At 47.2% G+C, this 20,674-nt stretch carries 2 protein-coding genes; both read right to left on the bottom strand.

Features of this window, described 5'->3' with window-relative positions; genetic code table 11:
* Positions 1–6: 6 nt before the first annotated feature.
* Positions 7–14,286: a non-ribosomal peptide synthase/polyketide synthase gene (locus tag ABD894_RS07065; RefSeq protein ID WP_345210299.1), complete on the bottom strand. Its 14,280-nt coding sequence runs from the start codon at positions 14,284–14,286 to the stop codon at positions 7–9.
* A 59-nt stretch (positions 14,287–14,345) separates the two neighbouring features.
* Entirely contained in the window at positions 14,346–20,666 is a 6,321-nt protein-coding gene (locus ABD894_RS07060; protein WP_345210298.1) for an amino acid adenylation domain-containing protein, read from the bottom strand.
* Positions 20,667–20,674: the final 8 nt, after the last annotated feature.

Raw genomic sequence — 20,674 nt, 5'->3', positions numbered from 1 at the left:
CAATAGTTAAAAACTCATAATATTATCGCTGTTATCATCTTCCAGGAATTTATCCAGTTCCTCGTGCTTAATTTCAGCACTTAATCCAAAGTCGGCAGGGGTATATACCTTTCCTAATTTACCCTTTTCCATACAATAACTAATAATTGTGGCCAAGTTTTTTATATAAGTTTCGCCTAACGTTTTAATTGTTTCGGCACGATAATGTTTGGTACTGTAACCCCAGTTCATCACCAGTTCGCCCTGTACTATAAAACAGTTAACAGAAAGTTTTGCATCCGAATAATTCGCCGCGCTAACCGACTGACCTATCTCCTCATCGGCCCGGCTAAGCCAGTTACCTGCTGAAACAGCCTTGTCTAACTGCCCAAGGTAGTTAAATACGATATCCCATGGATCACGGCTTTGCAAAGCATCGATTTTATTGATATATTTTAATACGCCAAAGCCAAGCCCCTTTTCCGGAATACGCCTCAACTCTTCCTTAACCCCTTTTATCAGGCCATCGGTATCGTTTTCAGCTGCTAACATTACCGGGTATAAGCTTGTAAACCAACCCACTGTGCGGCTGCTGTCAATGCTCTCGCTGATGGCTTCGCGGCCGTGACCTTCCAAACCGATGATCACTTTTTGCTGCCCTGCCCAGTCGCATAAAGTTTTGCTTAAGGCTGCCAGCAGTATATCGTTAATTTCGGTATGATATACTTTAGGCACTTCCTGTAGCAGGTGCATGGTGTTAATGGCATCGAGCTTTACACGGCTGGCTGCTACATCGCTCATCATAACGTCGCCGTTAAATGCCCAATCATCGGGCAGTGGTTCAAAACTGTTGGCCACCCCGTTCCAGTATGCTTTTTGCGCCTCAATCTTCTTGCTTAAACCATATTCGGTTAAGGCGGTATGCCATTGCCTGTATGAACTTGTTTTGGCTCCCATTGAAGGTTGCTGAAGCCCTATCATGCTATCGAGCAACTGGTTCAAATCCTCCAAAATGATACGCCATGATACCCCATCGATAGCCAAATGGTGCACAACGATGAGCAAGCGGTTATCGTTTTCGTAACCCGGCATTTGCATCAGTACCGCGCGCATCAGTTTACCTTCGGTTATTGATAAAGATTGCTGATGTTTTTTTGCACTTGCTGTAATTAGTTCAGGCAGATGATTTTTTTCTTCGTCCTGCAAATCCTCCACAAGTAATTGCGCATGTTCGTTACCGTAGCGTTGCTCCCATTCCGCACCTTCCTTGGTGTATACGAATCGTAAGGCATCGTGCTGCATGGTGATCAGGCTTAATGCCGATTGCAGCATACCCGACGATATGTTTTTGTTCAGTTTAAAAAATACAGCCTGGTTGTAATACGATATTTCGGGCTGATTTTTTTGCAGGTACCATTGCTGTATAGGCAGTAAACCGGCATTGCCTGTTAATACGCCTTGTTCGCCCAGTAAAACATCATCGCCGCGTTGTATAATCACCTCGGCCAGCGAGGCTATCATTTGGTGGTAGAAAATATCTTTCGGCTGCAAGCGTAAACCTACCCGGCGCGCCTGGCTCACTATCTGAATAGTAAGGATAGAATCGCCTCCGAGCTCAAAGAAGTTATCATAAATGCCCACATGAGGTACGCTTAACAAGTCGCCCCAGATGTTGCATAACTTTTCTTCAACCTCGTTACGCGGCGCGGCATAGGTATGGCTGATAATTTCGGTAAAATCCGGATCGGGCAACGCGCGTTTGTCCAGCTTTCCGTTAGAGGTAAGCGGGAACTCCTCCAGTTTCAGCCAAATGCCGGGTACCATATAGTCGGGCAGATAAGCCTGTAAATATTGTACTATCTGGTCGCGGTTAAATGCGGTATTGGTGGTTACGTAGCCAATCAGGCGTTTCGCGCCCTGTTTATCAGGCCTTGCCAATACTACGGCTTGTTGTACCAAACCACTTTGCATCAGCACCTGCTCAATTTCGCCCAGTTCGATACGGTAACCACGGATTTTCACCTGGTCGTCCTTACGACCCAGGTATTCTATATTACCATCGGGCAACCAACGGCCTAAATCGCCGGTGCGGTATAGTTTGGCATCAGCATTCTTACTGAACGGATCGCTGATGAATCTTTCGGCTGTCAGTTCAGGGCGGTTCAGATAGCCACGGGCAATACCCGCGCCGCCAATGAAAATCTCCCCGGTAATACCTAACGGATTGATACCTTCCTCAACCTTATTACATATATAAATATTGGTGTTAGCTATAGGTTTACCAATTAATACCGGCTCGCCATTTCGCATTACATATTGTGTACTGTAGGTGGTATCTTCAGTTGGGCCATACAGGTTACGCACCTCTATAGCGGTGGTATCCAAACCTTCCAATACGTGTACAGGCACCGGTTCGCCTGCCATGTTGATGATGTTAACATGGTGCAGGTCTGCCTTATCTTTCAGCAGGCTTTCTATTACCGATGGTACGGTGTTGATCAGTATGGCTTCGTCAACATTCAGGTAGTTTTTAATATCCAACCCGTTCTTCAGTATCCGCAATTTTTTGCCGGTACTTAGCGGGTAGAACATTTCAAATACCGAAAGGTCAAAACACATAGAGGTTGAGGCGTAAACGATATCAAAATCGCTATTCGCGAACTCCTGTATGCTCCAATTGATGAACGACGCGGTATTGCGGTGCTCAACCATTACGCCCTTTGGCTTACCTGTTGAACCTGAAGTGTAAATTACATAAGCCAGGCTATCAGGCGAAGCAGTCGCGGCCAGATCCGTATCATTTTCGGCCTGTAGTTCCGCTTCGATAGCGGTGTTGCTGATATCGATAATAGTACCGCCGAAAGCGCCCAATTTATCGCTGCTTGCAGCACTGCTGATCACAAAACCGGCTTGGGTATCTTGCAGCATATAGCTGATCCTGTCCTGCGGATATTCAGGGTCGATAGGCACGTAAGCGCCGCTCGCCTTCAATATCGCCAAAATGCTGATCAGCATTTCAGGTCCGCGTTCTATACACAAAGGCACCAGCGTTTCGGCTTGCACGCCCTGTTTTTTCAGGTAACGCGCCAGTTGATTAGCTTTTTTGTTCAGCTCATCGTAGGTCAGCGTTTGCTCTCCAAACACTACGGCTATAGCATCAGGGTTTTGTTTTACCTGTTGCTCAAACAGCTGAGTAACAACTTTATCTTTTGGATAATCGAGCTGATTATCATTAAACTCATTTAATTGCTGTGTTTTCTCCGCTTCGCTTAACAGGTTCAGTTTACCTACCAGTTCGGCTGGGTTAGCAATAATGGCTGCGATCAGGTGTTCATAATGACTGATCAGCCTGTCGATAGTCGCGGCCTCGTACAGGTCGGTATTGTATTCAACACCACCGTGGATCTCACCGTTACGTTCGGTAAGGAACATGGTGATATCGAACTTGGAGGTACCGTGCGCTTCGGGCAGATATTCCAGTTCCAGTTCGTCCAGTTTAAGTTCGGGCACATCAGGCGTATTTTGCAGCACCAGCATAACCTGGAACAAGGGGCTGCGGCTCAAGTCGCGCTCTTTTACAACTGTTTCTACTACCTTTTCAAACGGCACATCCTGGTGCTCGTAAGCGGCCAGCGTGGTTTGTTTTACTTTGTGCAGTAATTCGGTGAATGGTTCGTCGCCTTTTACTTCATCGCGCAACGCGAGTGTGTTTACAAAGAAACCGATGAGGCCTTCCAGTTCGTTTTGGTTGCGGCCTGCTACCGGGCTGCCCACGCAAATATCTTCCTGCCCGCTATAGCGATAAAGCAATACTTTGAATGCTGCCAGCGCGGCCATGTATAATGATACGCCCTGTTGTTTGCTCAACTCGCTGATGCCCTTGCTCAATGGCGTTGGCAATTGGAACATTTTGGTTTTACCATTAGTTCCCTGCACTGCCGGGCGTGCATGGTCGGCAGGTAATTGCAGCGGACTAACATCGCCCAGTTTCTCTTTCCAGTAGCTTAGCTTATTGCTGAGCACCTCGCCTTGCAGGTAACCGCGTTGCCACAGGGCATAATCTGCGTATTGTATCGGCAGGGTTGGCAGTTCGGCAAGGGTTTGCGTTACTTCGCTTCTGTACAGTTCAACAAATTCCTTTACCAGTACCGAACCACTCCAACCATCCGAAGCGATGTGGTGCATGGTTATTACCAGTACATGATCGTTCTCTGTTATGGCCAGCAGTTCGGCACGCAACATGGCATCCGTGGTTAAATCGAATGGCTGACTGATGCTTACCTGTATATATTCTTTTATTTCGGCTTCGGTTTTACCTGCTAAGTTTTGATAGCCAAGGGTCCAGTCGTTCTTGGCTTTAACCTGCTGGTAACCTCTACCATTTTCTTCTATAATAATGGTGCGCAATGCCTCGTGGCGGTTCACTATAGCCTGGAAGGTATTGCGCAGCGCAGCTTTGTTAAGCGTACCTTTTAACCGGAATACCGCAGGTATATGGTATTGCACGCTGCCTTCCATCTTATCGATAAACCAAAGGCGTTCCTGCGAGAACGACAATGGGATTTCGTTCGGGCGCTCTCCTACGATGATCTCCGGCAATGCTGCCGTGGCATCAATATTAAGCAGCAGGTGATTGCTCAACTCCGCAATTGTAGGGTGGCTGAACAGTTCCCTTACAGTTAGCTCCTGCCCGGTTTGCTGCCTGATCTGCGAGATGGCACGCATGGCAAGCAACGAGTGACCTCCCAGTTCAAAGAAGTTATCTGTTGTACCTACCTTTTCTATCCCCAATAATACCGACCATATTGCAGCCAGCATTTCTTCTGTTTCGTTTTCAGGGGCTTTGTATTCGTTGGTGTAAACCGCGCCCATATCAGGGGCTTTAAGCGCCCTTTTATCTACCTTACCGCTGTTGTTTAGTTTGAAGCTTTCTTCTTCTACCCAAATTTGCGGTACCATATAATCGGGCAATACCCTATTGAGGTAAGCCACCAGTTTTTCTTTAGTGTAGCCTTCATCAGGTATTACATAACCTATCAGCCTTTTGCTGCCCTGCATATCGGCAGCAGCTATAACTACGGTTTGTTTTACCAAACCGCTTTGGTGAACGGCGCTTTCAATTTCGCCCGGCTCAATACGGAAACCACGGATCTTTACCTGGTCATCCTTACGGCCTACGTAATCAATATTACCATCTGGCCACCAGCGGCATAAGTCGCCGGTGCGGTATAGTTTCGAGCCCTCGGTAGTATCAAACGGGTTATCAATAAATTTTTCGGCAGTCAGTTCCGGGCGGTTCAGGTAACCACGAGATACCCCCGCGCCGCCAACATAAATTTCACCTATCGCACCTATCGGTGTTAATTGCTGATAATCATTCAGGATATAAGCGGTACGATTGCTGAATGGTTTACCAATCGGTATCAGGCTTTCGTTCCCTTGTATCAGGTATGTTAACGAGTAAGTGGTATTTTCTGTAGGGCCGTAGCAATGTATCAATTTTATTGCCGGAGACACGTGCTTAACCTTTAAGGCCAGGCGCTCCGATATTTTTTCGCCACCAAATAGTACGGCATCCAGGCCGACAAATATTTCGGGGTGATCTTCTGATAATTGGTTGAACAAGCCCGAAGTGAACCACATAATGTTCACTTTAAATTCTATCAGGTATTTTTTAAGCTTCGCGATGTCGAACAGTTCATCATTTTTAACAATGATAAGCTTGGCTCCGTTCAGCAGGAAACCCCAGAACTCAAAAGTAGCGGCATCAAAGGTTGGCGACGCGGTGATCAATAAAATATCATCGCTGCCGATGTTGATGTAGTTTACATTTTTAACAAGGCTCACCACGTTACGCTGCTCCACCAACACGCCTTTAGGCTTACCGGTTGAACCCGATGTATAAATTACATAAGCGAGGTTACTTGCCGATACCGTAACCGTAAGGTTTTCGTCGCTTTCGGTTTCAAAAATATGGTTGGCGCCCAGTTCTATCACCTTGCCTTTAAAGGCCGGCAGTTTATCCCTGCTTTGCGCGCTGCTTAGTAAAATTTCGGTATTGATATCCTCCAGCATGTAATTGATACGCTCTTCGGGATATTCAGCATCGATAGGCACATAAGCCCCGCCTGCCTTTAATATCGCCAGCGTGCCGATGATCATTTCCAGACCGCGCTCGGCGCAGATCGGCACCATGGTTTCGGCCTTTACACCTTGCTTTTGCAGGTAACGTGCCAGGCGGTTAGCCCTCGCGTTAAGCGCCGAGTAGGTTACTTCTTCACCCTCAAAAACCAAAGCAACGGCATCCGGTGTTTGGGCAGCCTGTTCCTCAAAAATTTCGGCAATGCTTTTATCTGCCGGGTATTCTACAGCCGTATCATTAAAATCGATCAATTGCTGATTGATCTCCGCATCCGTTAGTAAACGTAAGCGGCCTATCTTTTCTTCACGGTTTAAAAGTACCGAGTTGATCAGCTCCTTATAATTACCGATCATGCGGGCTATAGTATCCTCATGATACAGATCGGTATTGTATTGTACCGCGAACTGCAAACCGTCCACAAGTTCGGTCACCACAAATGTAAGCTCAAACTTTACGGTGGTAAGCTCAAATTCGTAGGTAGAAAGATTTAGTCCGCCCAATTTAAGTTCGGGTACTTCCGGCGTGTTCTGCAATACCAGCATAGCCTGAAATAACGGACTACGACTTTGGTCGCGCTCTTTTACTACGCTTTCAACCACCTTTTCAAACGGCACATCCTGGTGTTCGTAAGCTTCGAGTGTTGTTTGCTTAACGGCGTTTAACAGTTCAACAAAACTGTGATCGCCTTTTACCTCATCGCGTAAGGCCAGCGTGTTTACAAAAAAGCCTATCAGATTATCCAGTTCCTGCTGGCTGCGGCCTGCTATTGATGTACCTACGCAAACATCTTCCTGTCCGCTGTAGCGGTACAGCAACACCTTAAATACCGAAAGCAGGGTCATGTATAATGTTACACCCTGTTCTCTGCTTAGTTCCTGTACAGCTTTGCTTATTTGCGCGTCAAGCTTAAATGTTGTTGTGCTTCCGTTGGTGCCCTGTATTGCCGGGCGGGCGTAATCTGTTGGTAATTGCAGCGGCGCTACATCGTCCAGCTTTTCTTTCCAGTAATTAAGTTTTTTATCGAGTGTTTCACCTTGCAGGTAACCGTGTTGCCATAAAGCGTAATCGGCGTATTGTACGGGTAACTCCGGCAAATCAGCAGCAGTGCCTTTTACCTCGTTTTGATACAAAGCCACAAACTCTTTAGCCATCACCGAACCGCTCCAACCGTCAGACGCGATGTGGTGCATGGTTACCACCAATACATGATCGTTGGCATCAAGTTCGAGCAAATCGGCCCTTAGCATGCTATCGGCACCTAAGTTAAATGGCCTGGAAACAAGGGTTTGAATATGCTGTTTAAGCACAGCTTCGCTATTTCCGGTTACATTGGTATAGCCCAATGCCCAGTCATTTTCGTGGTTTATTTGCTGATAACTGTAACCGTCTTTTTCAACGATCACTGTACGCAACACCTCGTGGCGATCAATAATTGCCCGAAATGTACGCTGTAAAGCTAACTTATTTAATTCGCCTTTCAAACTAAAAACAGCAGGTACATGATATTGTGTACTACCTTCCAGCTGATCTATAAACCAAAGGCGTTCCTGGCTAAAGGAAAGCGGTATTTGATCGGGGCGCACTGCCGGAATAATCTTTGGCAATACTGCCGCAGTATGTTCACCTGCCAGCAAATGAGCGCTCAATTCGCCAACGGTAGGATGTGTAAATAGTTCGCGAACCGAAAGTTCTTTACCTGTTTGCACCCTTATTTGCGCTATCACACGCATAGCCAGTAAGGAGTGGCCACCCAGCTCGAAGAAATTATCGTTGGTGCTTACCTTGTCCAACCCTAAAAGTTCGCCCCAAATTTTGGCCAGTATTGCTTCGGTTTCGTTTTCAGGTGCCTGGTATTTTGCCGATTGAATTTCGCTCATATCGGGCGCTTTCAACGCGCGTTTATCAACCTTACCATTTAAGGTAACTTTAAAGGCAGTTTCTTCTACCCATAGTTGCGGCACCATGTAATCGGGCAGTACACCATTGAGGTACGCAACCAGTTTTTCTTTGGTATAACCTTCATCGGGCACTACATAGCCTATCAGACGTTTGTTGCCATGGGCATCAGCAGCCGCTATAATTACCGTTTGCCTTACCAAGCCGCTTTGCTGCACCACGCTTTCAATTTCGCCCGGTTCCACACGGAAACCACGGATCTTCACCTGGTCGTCCCTGCGGCCTATGTATTCAATATTGCCATCGGGCATCCAGCGGCAAAGGTCGCCGGTGCGGTATAGTTTGGCCGAAGCATCCCCGCTGAACGGATCGCTGATAAACTTTTCGGCGGTTAATTCGGGGCGGTTCAAATAGCCACGGGCTACCTGCACCCCGCCAATGCACAGTTCGCCGTATACCCCTACAGGGGCCAAAGCCATGGCTTCGTTCATTATATAGATCTGCGTATTGCATATAGGGCGACCGATTGGCGGCAGCGGCGGCAACGCGGCATTATCCACATCGAACCAGCTTACCACGTGGGCTTCGGTTGGGCCATATTGGTTGATGATCCTTGTACCGGTTTTATGTACCAGTTTTGCAATATCATCGGTGATCTTCAACTGCTCGCCTGCTATAATTACCTCCTCGGCAAAGTGTGTACCCTCCGGTAATGACACGATGAATTCGGCGAGGTTTTGCAGAACGATGAACGGGAAAAACAAATGGGTGATCTTGTACCGGTCAACATCACGCATTAACTCGTTCACATCACGGCGGCGTTCGCCATTGATCAAATAAAGCGTTCCACCGAAACAAAGCGTTGAAAAGATCTCCTGAAAGCTTACATCAAAAGTAAACGCGGCGAATTGCAATACACGCCTCGCTTTATTTTTAAACTGATCTTCCTGCCAAAACAGCAAATTAACCAGGTTTGAGCCCGGCATCATTACACCTTTAGGCTTACCTGTGGATCCCGATGTATAGATCACGTAGGCCAGGTTATCCGGCGCGGTTTCAGTGAATACGTTTGCTTCGCTCTCGTTATTCAGTTGGGCTTGAATAGCTTCGCTGCCCAGCTCTATTACTTTGCCGGTATAATCGCTTAGCTTTTCTTTGCCTGTTGTACTGGTGATAATTAAAGCGGCGTTGGTATCCTCAAGCATGTAAGCTATCCTATCCTGCGGATATTCCGGGTCGATAGGCACATAAGCGCCGCCTGCCTTTAGTATCGCCAGTATGGCAATGATCATTTCCGTACTCCGCTCAATGCAAAGCGGCACCAGTGTTTCTGCCTTTACACCTTGTTTTTTAAGGAGATTGGCCAGTTGGTTAGCCTGCTTATTAAGAGTATCGTAAGTAAGTTCTTTGCCCTCAAACACCAACGCTGTTGCTGATGGTGTTTTCTCTGCCTGCGCTTCAAACAGCTGCGCCAGGTTTTTATCTGTTGGGTAAACTGTTTTTGTATTGTTGAATTGATTAAGCTGCTGTTCCTTCTCGGTATTTGTAAGGATATTCAGCTGGCCTATTTTTTCTGTTGGATTGCTGCTGATAGCCGCGATCAGTTCTTCGTAATGGCTGATCAATCTTGCTATTGTCGCTTCGTTATACAGGGCGGTATTATATTCCACCGCGCCGCGGATCCCGCCGTTATGCTCTGTCAGGAACATGGTGATATCGAACTTCGATGTACCGTGTGCTTCGGGCAGGTAATCCAGCTCCAGGTCGTTCAATTGCAGCTTTGGTATCTCGGGCGTGTTCTGCAATACCAGCATCACCTGGAACAGTGGGCTGCGGCTCAAGTCGCGTTCTTTTACTACCGTTTCTACTACTTTTTCAAATGGTACATCCTGGTGAGCATAAGCTTCCAGCGTGGTTTGTTTTACTTTGCTCAATAACTGGTTAAAGGTTTCTTCGCCTTTTACCTCGTTGCGTAAAGCCAACGTATTCACAAAGAACCCGATAAGGCCTTCCAACTCGCTTTGGTTACGGCCGGCCACCGGGCTGCCTACGCAGATATCTTCCTGCCCGCTATAGCGATACAGTAATACTTTTAATACAGCCAGCACGGTCATATACAGGGTTACGCCCTGTTCTTTGCTGATCTGGTGAAGCGCTTTGCTTAGATGATCCGGCAGTTGGAATGTGGTTGTACTACCCTGCGTGCCTTGCACCGATGGCCTTGCGTAGTCGGTAGGTAATTGCAGCGGGGCTACATCATCCAGTTTTGTTTTCCAGTAGTTAAGTTTTTCATTCAGCGTTTCGCCTTGCAAATAATTCCTTTGCCACAACGCGTAATCCGCGTATTGTACTGGCAGGGTTTGCAGGTTAGGCGCAGTTTGGGTAACCTCGCTCCGGTAAAGCTCTATAAATTCTTTTACCAGTATAGAACCCGACCAACCATCTGAAGCGATGTGGTGCATGGTTACCACCAGAATATATTCAGCAGCACTAAGCGTTAACAGCGTGGCTCTTAACAATGTATCTTCTGCCAGATCGAACGGCAAGCTGATCAGCGTTTGAATTGCCTGCTTTACCTGTTCTTCTGTATGGTTGGTTAAATCTTGCTGACTTAAGTTCCAGTTGTCCTTCGCTTTTACCTGCTGATAGCCTGTACCGTTATGTTCTTTGATAACCGTCCGCAATACTTCATGGCGGTTAACTATGCCTTTAAAGGTATTTTCTAAGGCGCTTATGTTCAAAGTACCTTTCAGGCGCAGCACAGCCGGTACATGGTATTGTACACTGCCTTCCAGCCTGTCAATAAACCATAGGCGCTCTTGTGAAAACGACAATGGTATTTCATCAGGGCGTTCGCTCACCTTTATCTGCGGCAGCAAAACTGCCGGAGCGGCAGCTTCTTCTTTATTTTCAGTTTGGTCGCCTTGCAACCTTTCGCTTAGTTCGGCAATGGTTGGGTAATCGAACACGTCGCTTATCGGCAACTCCGCTTTAAATGCACGGCGCACCGCCGAGATCAATCGTACTGCCAGCAGTGAGTGACCGCCCAGTTCAAAAAAGTTATCCGTGGTTCCTACAGTATCCAGTTCAAGGATATCGGCCCAAATCTCCGCCAGAATTTCTTCGGTTTCGTTCTTCGGCGCCTGGTGGCCACCTTGTATCTGTTCGCCTTCCGGGTCGGGCAGCGCCTTGCGGTCTACCTTGCCATTGGCGGTTAATGGTATTTTCTCTATTTCTTGCAGATAGGCCGGTACCATGTAGTCCGGCAGTTGGGCTTTCAGGTAATCCAGTATCGCGCCGCGGTCGAACTTACCTTCGGCTACCACATAACCAGCCAGTTGCAGGTTGCCCTGCCTGTCTTCACGGCTGATGACTACCGCCTGTTTTACCTTGTCGCTGGTTTCCAGCACACGGCTGATCTCGCCCGGCTCTACACGGTAACCGCGTATCTTCACCTGGTCGTCAATACGACCAAGATATTCGATATAACCTTCGGCATTGTAGCGTACCTTATCGCCTGTTTGGTATAATTTATTTGTTCCGAATGGGTTATCGATGAATTTTTCGGCAGTCAGTTCCTCACGGTTCAAATAGCCCCCGGCTACGCCAGCACCGCCAATTAGCAGCTGACCCGGTACGCCCACAGGGCACACTTCGCCCTCTTTACTTAATATGTATACTTCGGTATTTGAAAATGATTTCCCTATCGGGATGATATTGCCGGTAATTTCTTCCTCTGCGGGTATTTCGTAAAGCAGTTTACCAATCGTGGTTTCGGTAGGGCCATAGTGGTTTACCACCCTGCAATCGCCATATAAACGAATGCGCTCCACCGATGATTTCGGCAAGGCCTCGCCACCAAAGATCAACAGCTTTGATGGCAGCAAAGGCGCACCAGGTTCGGGCGATAAAGCCTTCCAATGTGATGGCACTATCTTGATACAGTCGATGCGATTATCTTCCACATATTCCTGCATGGCCTCTATGTGGCTCGCCATCGCTTTGCTTATTACGTGTAGCTCGCCGCCGTACAGCAATGAGCTATAAAGCACAGTGTTACCCAAATCGGTTGCAATGGTGGTCACCATAGCAAACCTGCGGCAACGGCTGATCTGGATCTTTTCGTCGAGCCCGTAAACATAGTCAACCAAGTTACGGTGACTAACTTTTACCCCTTTCGGTTTACCTGTTGAACCCGATGTGTAGATCACATAGGCTATATCGTAAGCATTGTGGGTTATGGCCGGGTTGCTTTCACTTTCCAGCGACAACTCCCAATCCAGTTCGTCAAGTTCCGCTACTTTCAGGTTGTCGTTTTCGTCGGTAAGGCGTTCGGCGTATTTGCTTTCGCTTATCGCTATTTTTGCGTCTGTATCTTCCAACAGGTGACCTATCCGCTCCTGCGGCATATCGGTATCCAGTGGCACATATGCCCCACCGGCTTTTAATATACCCAGCATACCGGTCAACTGCCCTATGCCCCTATCCATATACAGCGGCACCAAAGTACCTGCCTTTACACCATGCCTTTGCAGGTAGTGCGCCAGCTGATTGGCCTTTTGGTTCAGTTCGGCATAGGTGAGCGATTTATCTTCAAACACCAACGCTTTCGCATCCGGCGTTTTAGCTGCCTGCGCTTCAAATAGGCTAACTACTGTTGCCGTTTCCGGATAAGCAACGGTGCTTTTGCCCTGGTTGAGCAGGTTTGCCTCTTCCGCTGCTGTCAGTATCTGCAAATGGCCTACTGTTCCCTGCGGATTAGCCAGCACTGATCTGATCAGTTGCTGGAAATGTTCCGTCATGCGGGCGATACGCACATGCTCGTAAACATCTGTATTGTATTGTACCGCAAAGCGTAACCCGTCTTTGGTTTCGGTTACAAAGAATGTCAGGTCGAACTTTACCGTGGTTTGCTCATAGCTATAGCCCGACAGTTCCAGACCGCCAAGCTTTACTTCAGGCACTTCAGGTGTATTACCCAGCACCAGCATTACCTGGAACAACGGGCTCCTGCTTTTATCTCTTTCTTTTACTACCGTTTCTACTACCTTTTCAAACGGTACATCCTGGTGCTCATAAGCACCAAGTGTGGTTTGTTTTACTTTCTTCAGTAAGTCCGTAAAGCTTTCTTCGCCTTTTACTTCGTCCCTTAGAGCCAGTGTATTTACGAAGAAGCCGATCAGTCCTTCCAGTTCCTGTCTTGGCCTGCCTGCTATCGAGGTACCTACGCAGATATCTTCCTGTCCGCTATAACGGTACAGCAATACTTTGAATACCGAAAGCAAGGTCATGTACAAGGTTACGCCTTGTTCCCTGCTTAGGGTTTGCAGGCCTTTGCCTATTTCCGTATCCATGCTGAAAAGCAGTGTGCTGCCTTTGGTACCTTGTACTGCCGGGCGGGTATAGTCAGCAGGTAGTTGAAGCGGGGCTACGTCGTCCAGTTTTTCTTTCCAGTAGTTCAGCTTTTCTTCCAGCAGTTCTTCTTTCAGGTAGCCTCTTTGCCACAAGGCATAGTCGGCATATTGTACCGGTAACTCCGGCAGATTAGCTTGCTCGCCTGTGGTATATTCTTTATACAGCGCCGCCACTTCGCCTACCACTACCGGCATCGACCAGGCATCCGATGCGATATGGTGCATCGTTACCACTAAAATATGTTCCGTTTCGCTGATCTCCAGCAATGCCGCGCGCAGCATGTGGTCTTCGGTCAGCGTAAACGGTTTATTGATCAGCGACTGGATGGTTTCCCGTAGTTCCGCTTCGCTTTGATCAGCTACTTGCAGTTCTTCTATCGTCCAGTTGTTTTCGGCTTTTATCTCCTGGTAGCCCCTGCCACCTTTTTCCGTCATCACCGTACGTAATACTTCGTGACGGTTAACTATGGTCTGAAAGGTTTTTGCAAGCGCCGCCTTGTTTACTTCGCCTTTCAGGCGGAATACCGCGGGCACATGGTATTGTACGCTGCCTTCAAGCCTGTCTATAAACCATAGGCGTTCTTGCGCGAAGGATAAGGGTAGATCGATAGGTGTAGCCCTGTCAAATACGGCTATTTTATCGGTATCATTTATGCTTTTTGATTTCCAGCTTTCATTGCTTAAAAAATCAATTATCAGTTGCTTATTAGCCCTTATATCATTTAAAAGTTGTTCATCTATTTCCTGATCTTCAGGGACTTTAAGTTGCAGGCGATCGCCATTCAGAATGATTTCCACATCATTTTGCTTCGCCGCATATAGTATGTCAATAACCTTATTAAAAAACTCTTCCATGTAATAAGTTAGGCTCCCTTTGTACTTAAATTTTTGTGTTAAATGACATTACACTCTCTCTATATATCCATTACCTTGAAGGCCCGTTTTTCGTTAACCGGCTCCCTGTGCGTTTGCGTTTCAATATACCTGCCTAATTCTTTAATAGTGGTAAATCTGAACAGCATATTCACCGGGATGGAGATGGATAAACCCGTTTCAATGCGGTGGATAAGCCTCATGGCCAGCAACGAATGCCCGCCGAGTTCAAAGAAGCTATCTTCCGTACCTATTTTTTCTATCCCCAATAATTCGCTCCATATCTGCACCAGTTTTTCTTCGGTTTCATTATCCGGCGCGCGGTACGCTACCGACTGGATGCCGCTCATATCCGGCGCTTTCAGTGCTCTTTTATCTATTTTTCCGTTAGCGGTCAGTTTAAAAATTTCTTCTTCAACCCATAATTGCGGTACCATATAATCGGGCAGCACGCTGTTAAGGTATTGCAGCAGGTTTTCTTTACTATAGCCCTCATAGGGGATAACATAACCGATGAGCCTTTTGCTGCCCTGTGCATCGGTACCTACAATTACCACGGCCTGTTTTACCAGTCCGCTTTGTTTTACCACGCTTTCAATCTCACCCGGCTCTATCCGGAAACCCCTGATCTTCACCTGGTCGTCCTTGCGGCCTATGTATTCGATACTGCCATCAGGCAACCATTTACCTAAATCGCCGGTGCTGTATAACCTGCCGCCGGTATCGTATGGATTGCTGATGAATTTTTCACGGGTTAATTCCTCACGGTTCAAATATCCCCTTGATAAACCCGCGCCGCCCAAATAAATTTCGCCGATCGCGCCGACAGGTACCAGTTGATAGCTGCCGTTGAGCACATAAGCTGTGCGATTATTTAAAGGTTTCCCTATCGGGATAGGGTTGCTGACCGGGTTTGTTATGGGGTAGGTTAACGAGAAGGTAGTATTCTCCGTAGGGCCATAACCGTTAATTAAGTTCAGAGCCGGGTATACTGTCCTGATCTTTTGAATATGGTGTTCCGATAATTTTTCGCCGCCTACCAGTATAGTTTTCAACCCGCTAAATACTTCCGGACTATCCTCTGTTAGCTGGTTAAACCAGCTTGAGGTGAACCACATAGTGGTCACCCCATATTTTGTAATTAATGCTTTAAGCGACGACGCGATGAACAGGTCCTCATTTTTACACAAGATGAGTTTGCCGCCGTTCAGCAACATGCTCCAGTACTCAAAAGTAGTGGCATCAAAGGTTGGCGCACCGGTTACCAGTACCACATCATCGCTGCTGATATCAACGTAGCTTACATTTTTCACCAGGCTCACCACGTTACCTTGCTCTACCAAAACACCTTTAGGTTTACCGGTAGAACCAGAAGTGTAGATCACATAAGCAAGATTGTTAGCCGATGCCTTTACAGCCGGGTTTTCTTCACTTTCATTACTTAACAACGCTTGTGTCGCCTTGTTATCCAGTTCGATCACCTTACCTGTGAAGCTGTTCAGTTTATCCCGGCTTGCCACGGTGCTTAGTATCAGCTTAGCATCGGTATCTTCCAGCATGTAAGCGATACGATCCTGCGGATATTCAGGATCGATAGGTACATAAGCGCCGCCTGCTTTCAGGATAGCCAGAATCGCGACCATCATCTCCACTCCACGTTCCACACATAACGGCACCAGTGTTTCGGCAGTTACACCTTGGCGGGCGAGATAGCCGGCCAGTTGATTAGCCTTTTTATTAAGCTCTTCATAAGTCAGCTCGGCGTTTTCAAAAACCAGCGCCGTAGCTGATGGTGTTGCCTGTACCTGTTGCTCAAATAGCTCCGCGATGCTTTTATCTGCCGGGTAAACTGTTTGAGTATTGTTGAATTGGGTAAGCTGCTGCTCTTTTTCTGTTTCAGTAAGGATGTTCAGCTTACCTATCTCTTCAGCCCGGTTGGTAATTACCGCACCTATTAATTCTTCATAATGGCCGATCATCCTTGCTATTGTAGCAGCCTGGTACAGATCGGTATTGTATTCTATTTCGCCGGTGATCTCGCCGTTTTGCTCTGTCAAAAACATCGTCAGATCAAACTTCGAGGTACCGTGCGCTTCTTGTTTGTATTCGAGTTGCAGGTCATTTAATTCCAATGCAGGTGTTTCGGGTGTGTTCTGCAACACCATCATCACCTGGAACAGCGGGCTACGGCTCGTGTCCCTCTCTTTTACTACTGCTTCTACTACCTTTTCAAACGGAACGTCCTGGTGTTCGTAAGCGGCTAACGTGGTTTGTTTCACCTTGCCGAGTAATTGGGTAAATGTATCATTGCCTCGCACTTCATCGCGCAGGGCTAAAGTATTTACAAAGAACCCGATCAAACTTTCCAGTTCGCCTTGGTTGCGCCCTGCAACCGCTGTACCTACGCAAATATCTTCCTGTCCGCTGTAGCGGTGCAGTAATACTTTAAATACCGATAGCAGGGTCATGTACAAAGTAGCACCCTGCTCCCTGCTTAACTCTTGCAGACTTTTACCCACACCGCTTTTCAATTGAAAAGTATGGGTAGCGCCTTTGGTACTTTGTACCGCAGGCCGGGCATGGTCTGTTGGCAATTGCAGCGGGGCTACATCATCCAGTTTCTCTCTCCAGTAGTTCAGCTTTTGCTCCAGTGTTTCGCCTTGCAGGTAGCCGCGTTGCCACAGGGCATAATCTGCATATTGTATTGGTAAGTCGGTTAAGTTTGGTGCTGTTTGGGTGACCTCGCTTCTGTATAATTCTACAAACTCTTTCACCAATACCGAACCCGACCAGCCATCCGACGCGATGTGGTGCATGGTGATCACCAGCATATACTCGTCAGTACCGGTTTCCAGCAGGTCTGCACGCAACATGCTGTCAGCACTTAGGTCGAAAGGTTTGCTTATAAGGGTAGTTATCAGGCTGCGAAGTTCTGCCTCGTTGTTTTGTTCTGTTTTGTGATAACCCAGTGCCCAGTTATCTTTAGGCTGTACCTGCTGATAACCTATGCCTCCGGCCGCTGTGATCACCGTGCGTAATGCTTCGTGGCGGTTCACAATAGCCTTAAAAGTATTTTCAAGCGCCGTTCTATTTACCGTTCCTTTCAGTTTAAATACCGCCGGGATATGGTACTGAACGCTGCCTTCCATTTGATCGATAAACCACAAACGCTCCTGGCTGAAAGATAATGGAATATCCGCCGGGCGTTCGCCTGCTGTTAATACCGGTTGGTTAGCTATTACTTTTTCATCGTTTATTTTGGCAGAAAGTAAGGCGATAGTAGGGTTATTAAACAAATCACGGACCGATAGCTCCTTCCCTGTTTGCAGTCTGATCTGCGAGATGACGCGCATGGCCAGTAACGAATGACCACCCAACTCAAAGAAGTTATCGTCAACACCTATCTTTTCAATACCCAATAACCCGCTCCATACCTGCACAAGGTTTTGCTCGGTTTCATTTTGAGGCGCACGGTACGCTACGGATTGTAAATCACTAAAATCCGGCGCTTTAAGTGCGCGTTTATCTATTTTGCCATTGGTGGTCAGCTTAAAGCTTTCTTCCTCTATCCACAGCTGCGGCACCATGTATTCGGGCAGTAAACCGTTAAGGTATTTTACTAAGCCCTCTTTGGTATAACCTTCGGCAGGCACTACATAACCTATCAGGCGTTTATTGCCCTGCGCATCGGTATTGGCTACCACTACAGATAGTTTTACCAGGCCGCTTTGTTGCACCGCGCTTTCAATTTCGCCCGGCTCAATACGGTAGCCCCTTATTTTTACCTGGTCATCTTTACGACCGGCATATTCTATATTACCATCGGGCAGCCAGCGGCACAGGTCGCCTGTGCGGTAAAGCTTTGCACCTTCGGTAGTATCAAACGGATTATCAATAAATTTTTCGGCAGTAAGTTCCGCACGGTTCAAATAACCACGAGCTACTTGAGTGCCGCCAATGCACAATTCGCCATAAGCACCAATTGGCACCGGTGAGATATCATCATTTAATAAGTATACCTGTACATTATCAATGGGTTTGCCAATTACGATAGTGCCATCGGGGCGGATAGGATCAACCGAAAGCGTAGCGCAAACGGTACCTTCTGTGGGACCGTAGCCATTGATCAACCTCACACCTTTCGATTGGATATGCCTGCCCAAACGCTCGTTCAGAGCTTCGCCTGCCGATATGATACTGCGCAGCGTACCCAAATCGTTCTCAATAATTTGCTGAAATGATGGCGGTATAATAGCTACCTCCACCTTGTAGGTATCAATCAGGTTCTTAAAACCATCGGCCGATAACAGCACTTCTTTGCGGCATAGTACCAATGTACCGCCGCCGACCAATGCCGTAAATATTTCATTGCACGATGCATCAAAGCTAAACGACGCGAACTGCAATATGCGCGTACCCGCTTGTACATCAAACAGAATATCGTGATAAACAGCCAAATTCACCAAGCCTTTGTGCTCCACCATTACCCCTTTAGGTTTCCCGGTAGAGCCCGATGTGTAGATCACATAGGCCAGGTTATTGGTACCTGATATAGCATTTAAGTTATCCGTGCTTTCTGTTAGTAACACATTTTCTATACCATCTAATTCGATGATAATACCGGTAAAGTCCGCCAGTTTTTCACGGGTTTGCAAACTGCCGATCACCAGTTTGGCACCTGAATCTTCCAGCATGTAGTTGATCCTGTCCTGCGGATATTCAGGGTCAATGGGCACATAAGCGCCGCCTGCCTTTAAAACCGCCAGTATGCTCACGATCATCCCTAAACCGCGCTCGATGCAAATTGGCACCAATGTTTCTGATTGTACACCTTGTTTTTGCAGGTAATATGCCAGTTGGTTGGCCTTCGCGTTAAGGTCGGCGTAGCTAAGTTCTTTGCCTTCGAACAGCAAGGCTATAGCATCAGGGTACTGTTGCACCTGTGCCTCGAACAGGTCGGTAATGGTTTTCCCTTCGGGATAGCTTTCGGTATTGGCTCCCGGCTGCGTATAAGTGCTGAATGCCAATAACGTTTCGCGTTCGGCAGCAGGTAAAATAGTTATATCACCTACGTTTTTATCAAGCGCCTGCGGAAACTGCGCTATAATATAAAGGATACGTTTACCTAAAAGATCAATCTCTTCTGCCGTAAAGTATTCGTTTCTGAATTGTATTTGTAATTGCAGCGGTTGGTTTTTGCCGTAATCGCGCCAGCATAACTGCAATGGCGTACGCTCTTCATCATTACCCAGGCGGATAATGCGGGCTTCAATTTCGTCGCCGAAATCGAGGCCAAAATCAAGCGGTTCGTAGTTTACCACCACCTCGCACAAATAACCATCAGCAATATTCAGCTTAAGGTTACGGCTAAGGTCGGCAATGGGGTAGTTATAATGGCGGTAATCTTTTTTCTGCGTGTTGGTAACATCGGCCAATAAACCGGCCAACGTTTGCTCTTTATCAAAGCTGCCTTTAAACGGCAAAACCCCGCTGAACATACCCACCATATTACGCAGCTTTTTTGAGCCCCGTTTATGCACCGGGATGCCAAACACGAAGTCAGTATCTGCCGATACATTGCCAAAATAAATAAGCAATGCCGCTAAAGTAAGCTGCTGAAAACCGGCCCCGCTTACCTGCTGAATATACTCCAGCGAGAGCCTTTGCTCCGCCGGAATATCAATATTGTAAGTGGTGCTTGCTTTTTGCGCTGCCGATAAGGTATATTTCGGGGTGAGCAGCTTTTGCGGTTTGGCAGCGATCTTCTCGTTCCAGTACTGCTCGTCATCTTTATAACGTGCCGATTGGTTGTATTCGCCCGCATTGGCAATTTCTTCGCCGTATGCTGGGTAGTTAAATACCGTATCGTCGCCATTGGCCAGGGCCTTGTACTTTTGCGCTACGTATTGTACGTACACAATAAAGCCGTAACCATCGGTAATGAGGTGATGGTATTTACCAAAGAACCAATGCTCATCATCGGCAATTTTTACCAGGTATTGATCAAAAGGCAGTGTTTGCTCACTTAACGCGAAAGGAATATTGAACCGTCCCTGCATCCATTTGATGACCTCTTCACTGGCATCCTCCTGATCGCTGAAATCAACCTCAACCAGTTCGCATTTGCCGAAGCTGTCATCATATTGATAACCTAATTCGGCAAGGGCCAAATCAAACCTGAACTTGAACGCGTCAAACACCACCGGGGCCGAGCCCACGGCCTCATGGAATTTCTCCTTATCCAACGCTCCTTTCAATACGATGTACCCGCCAATATTATATTGGGCGCTATCGATATTCAAAAGCTGGTCAACAAACACTTCCTGCTGGGCAGGGTGTAAAGGAAAAAACGGTTTGTGCATAAGGTTAT

Origin of the sequence: Mucilaginibacter gynuensis (genome assembly GCF_039541195.1) — a bacterium.
In the GTDB taxonomy this organism is placed as follows: Bacteria; Bacteroidota; Bacteroidia; order Sphingobacteriales; family Sphingobacteriaceae; genus Mucilaginibacter; species Mucilaginibacter gynuensis.
The sequence above is the reverse complement of the archived record's forward strand: the minus strand, read 5'-3'. Positions and strand labels throughout refer to the sequence as shown.

Bases quoted from the DNA above. Each gene is read 5' to 3' on its own strand.
- ABD894_RS07065 (WP_345210299.1), bottom strand. From the start codon at position 14,286: ATGGAAGAGTTTTTTAATAAGGTTATTGACATACTATATGCGGCGAAG.
- ABD894_RS07060 (WP_345210298.1), bottom strand. From the start codon at position 20,666: ATGCACAAACCGTTTTTTCCTTTACACCCTGCCCAGCAGGAAGTGTTT.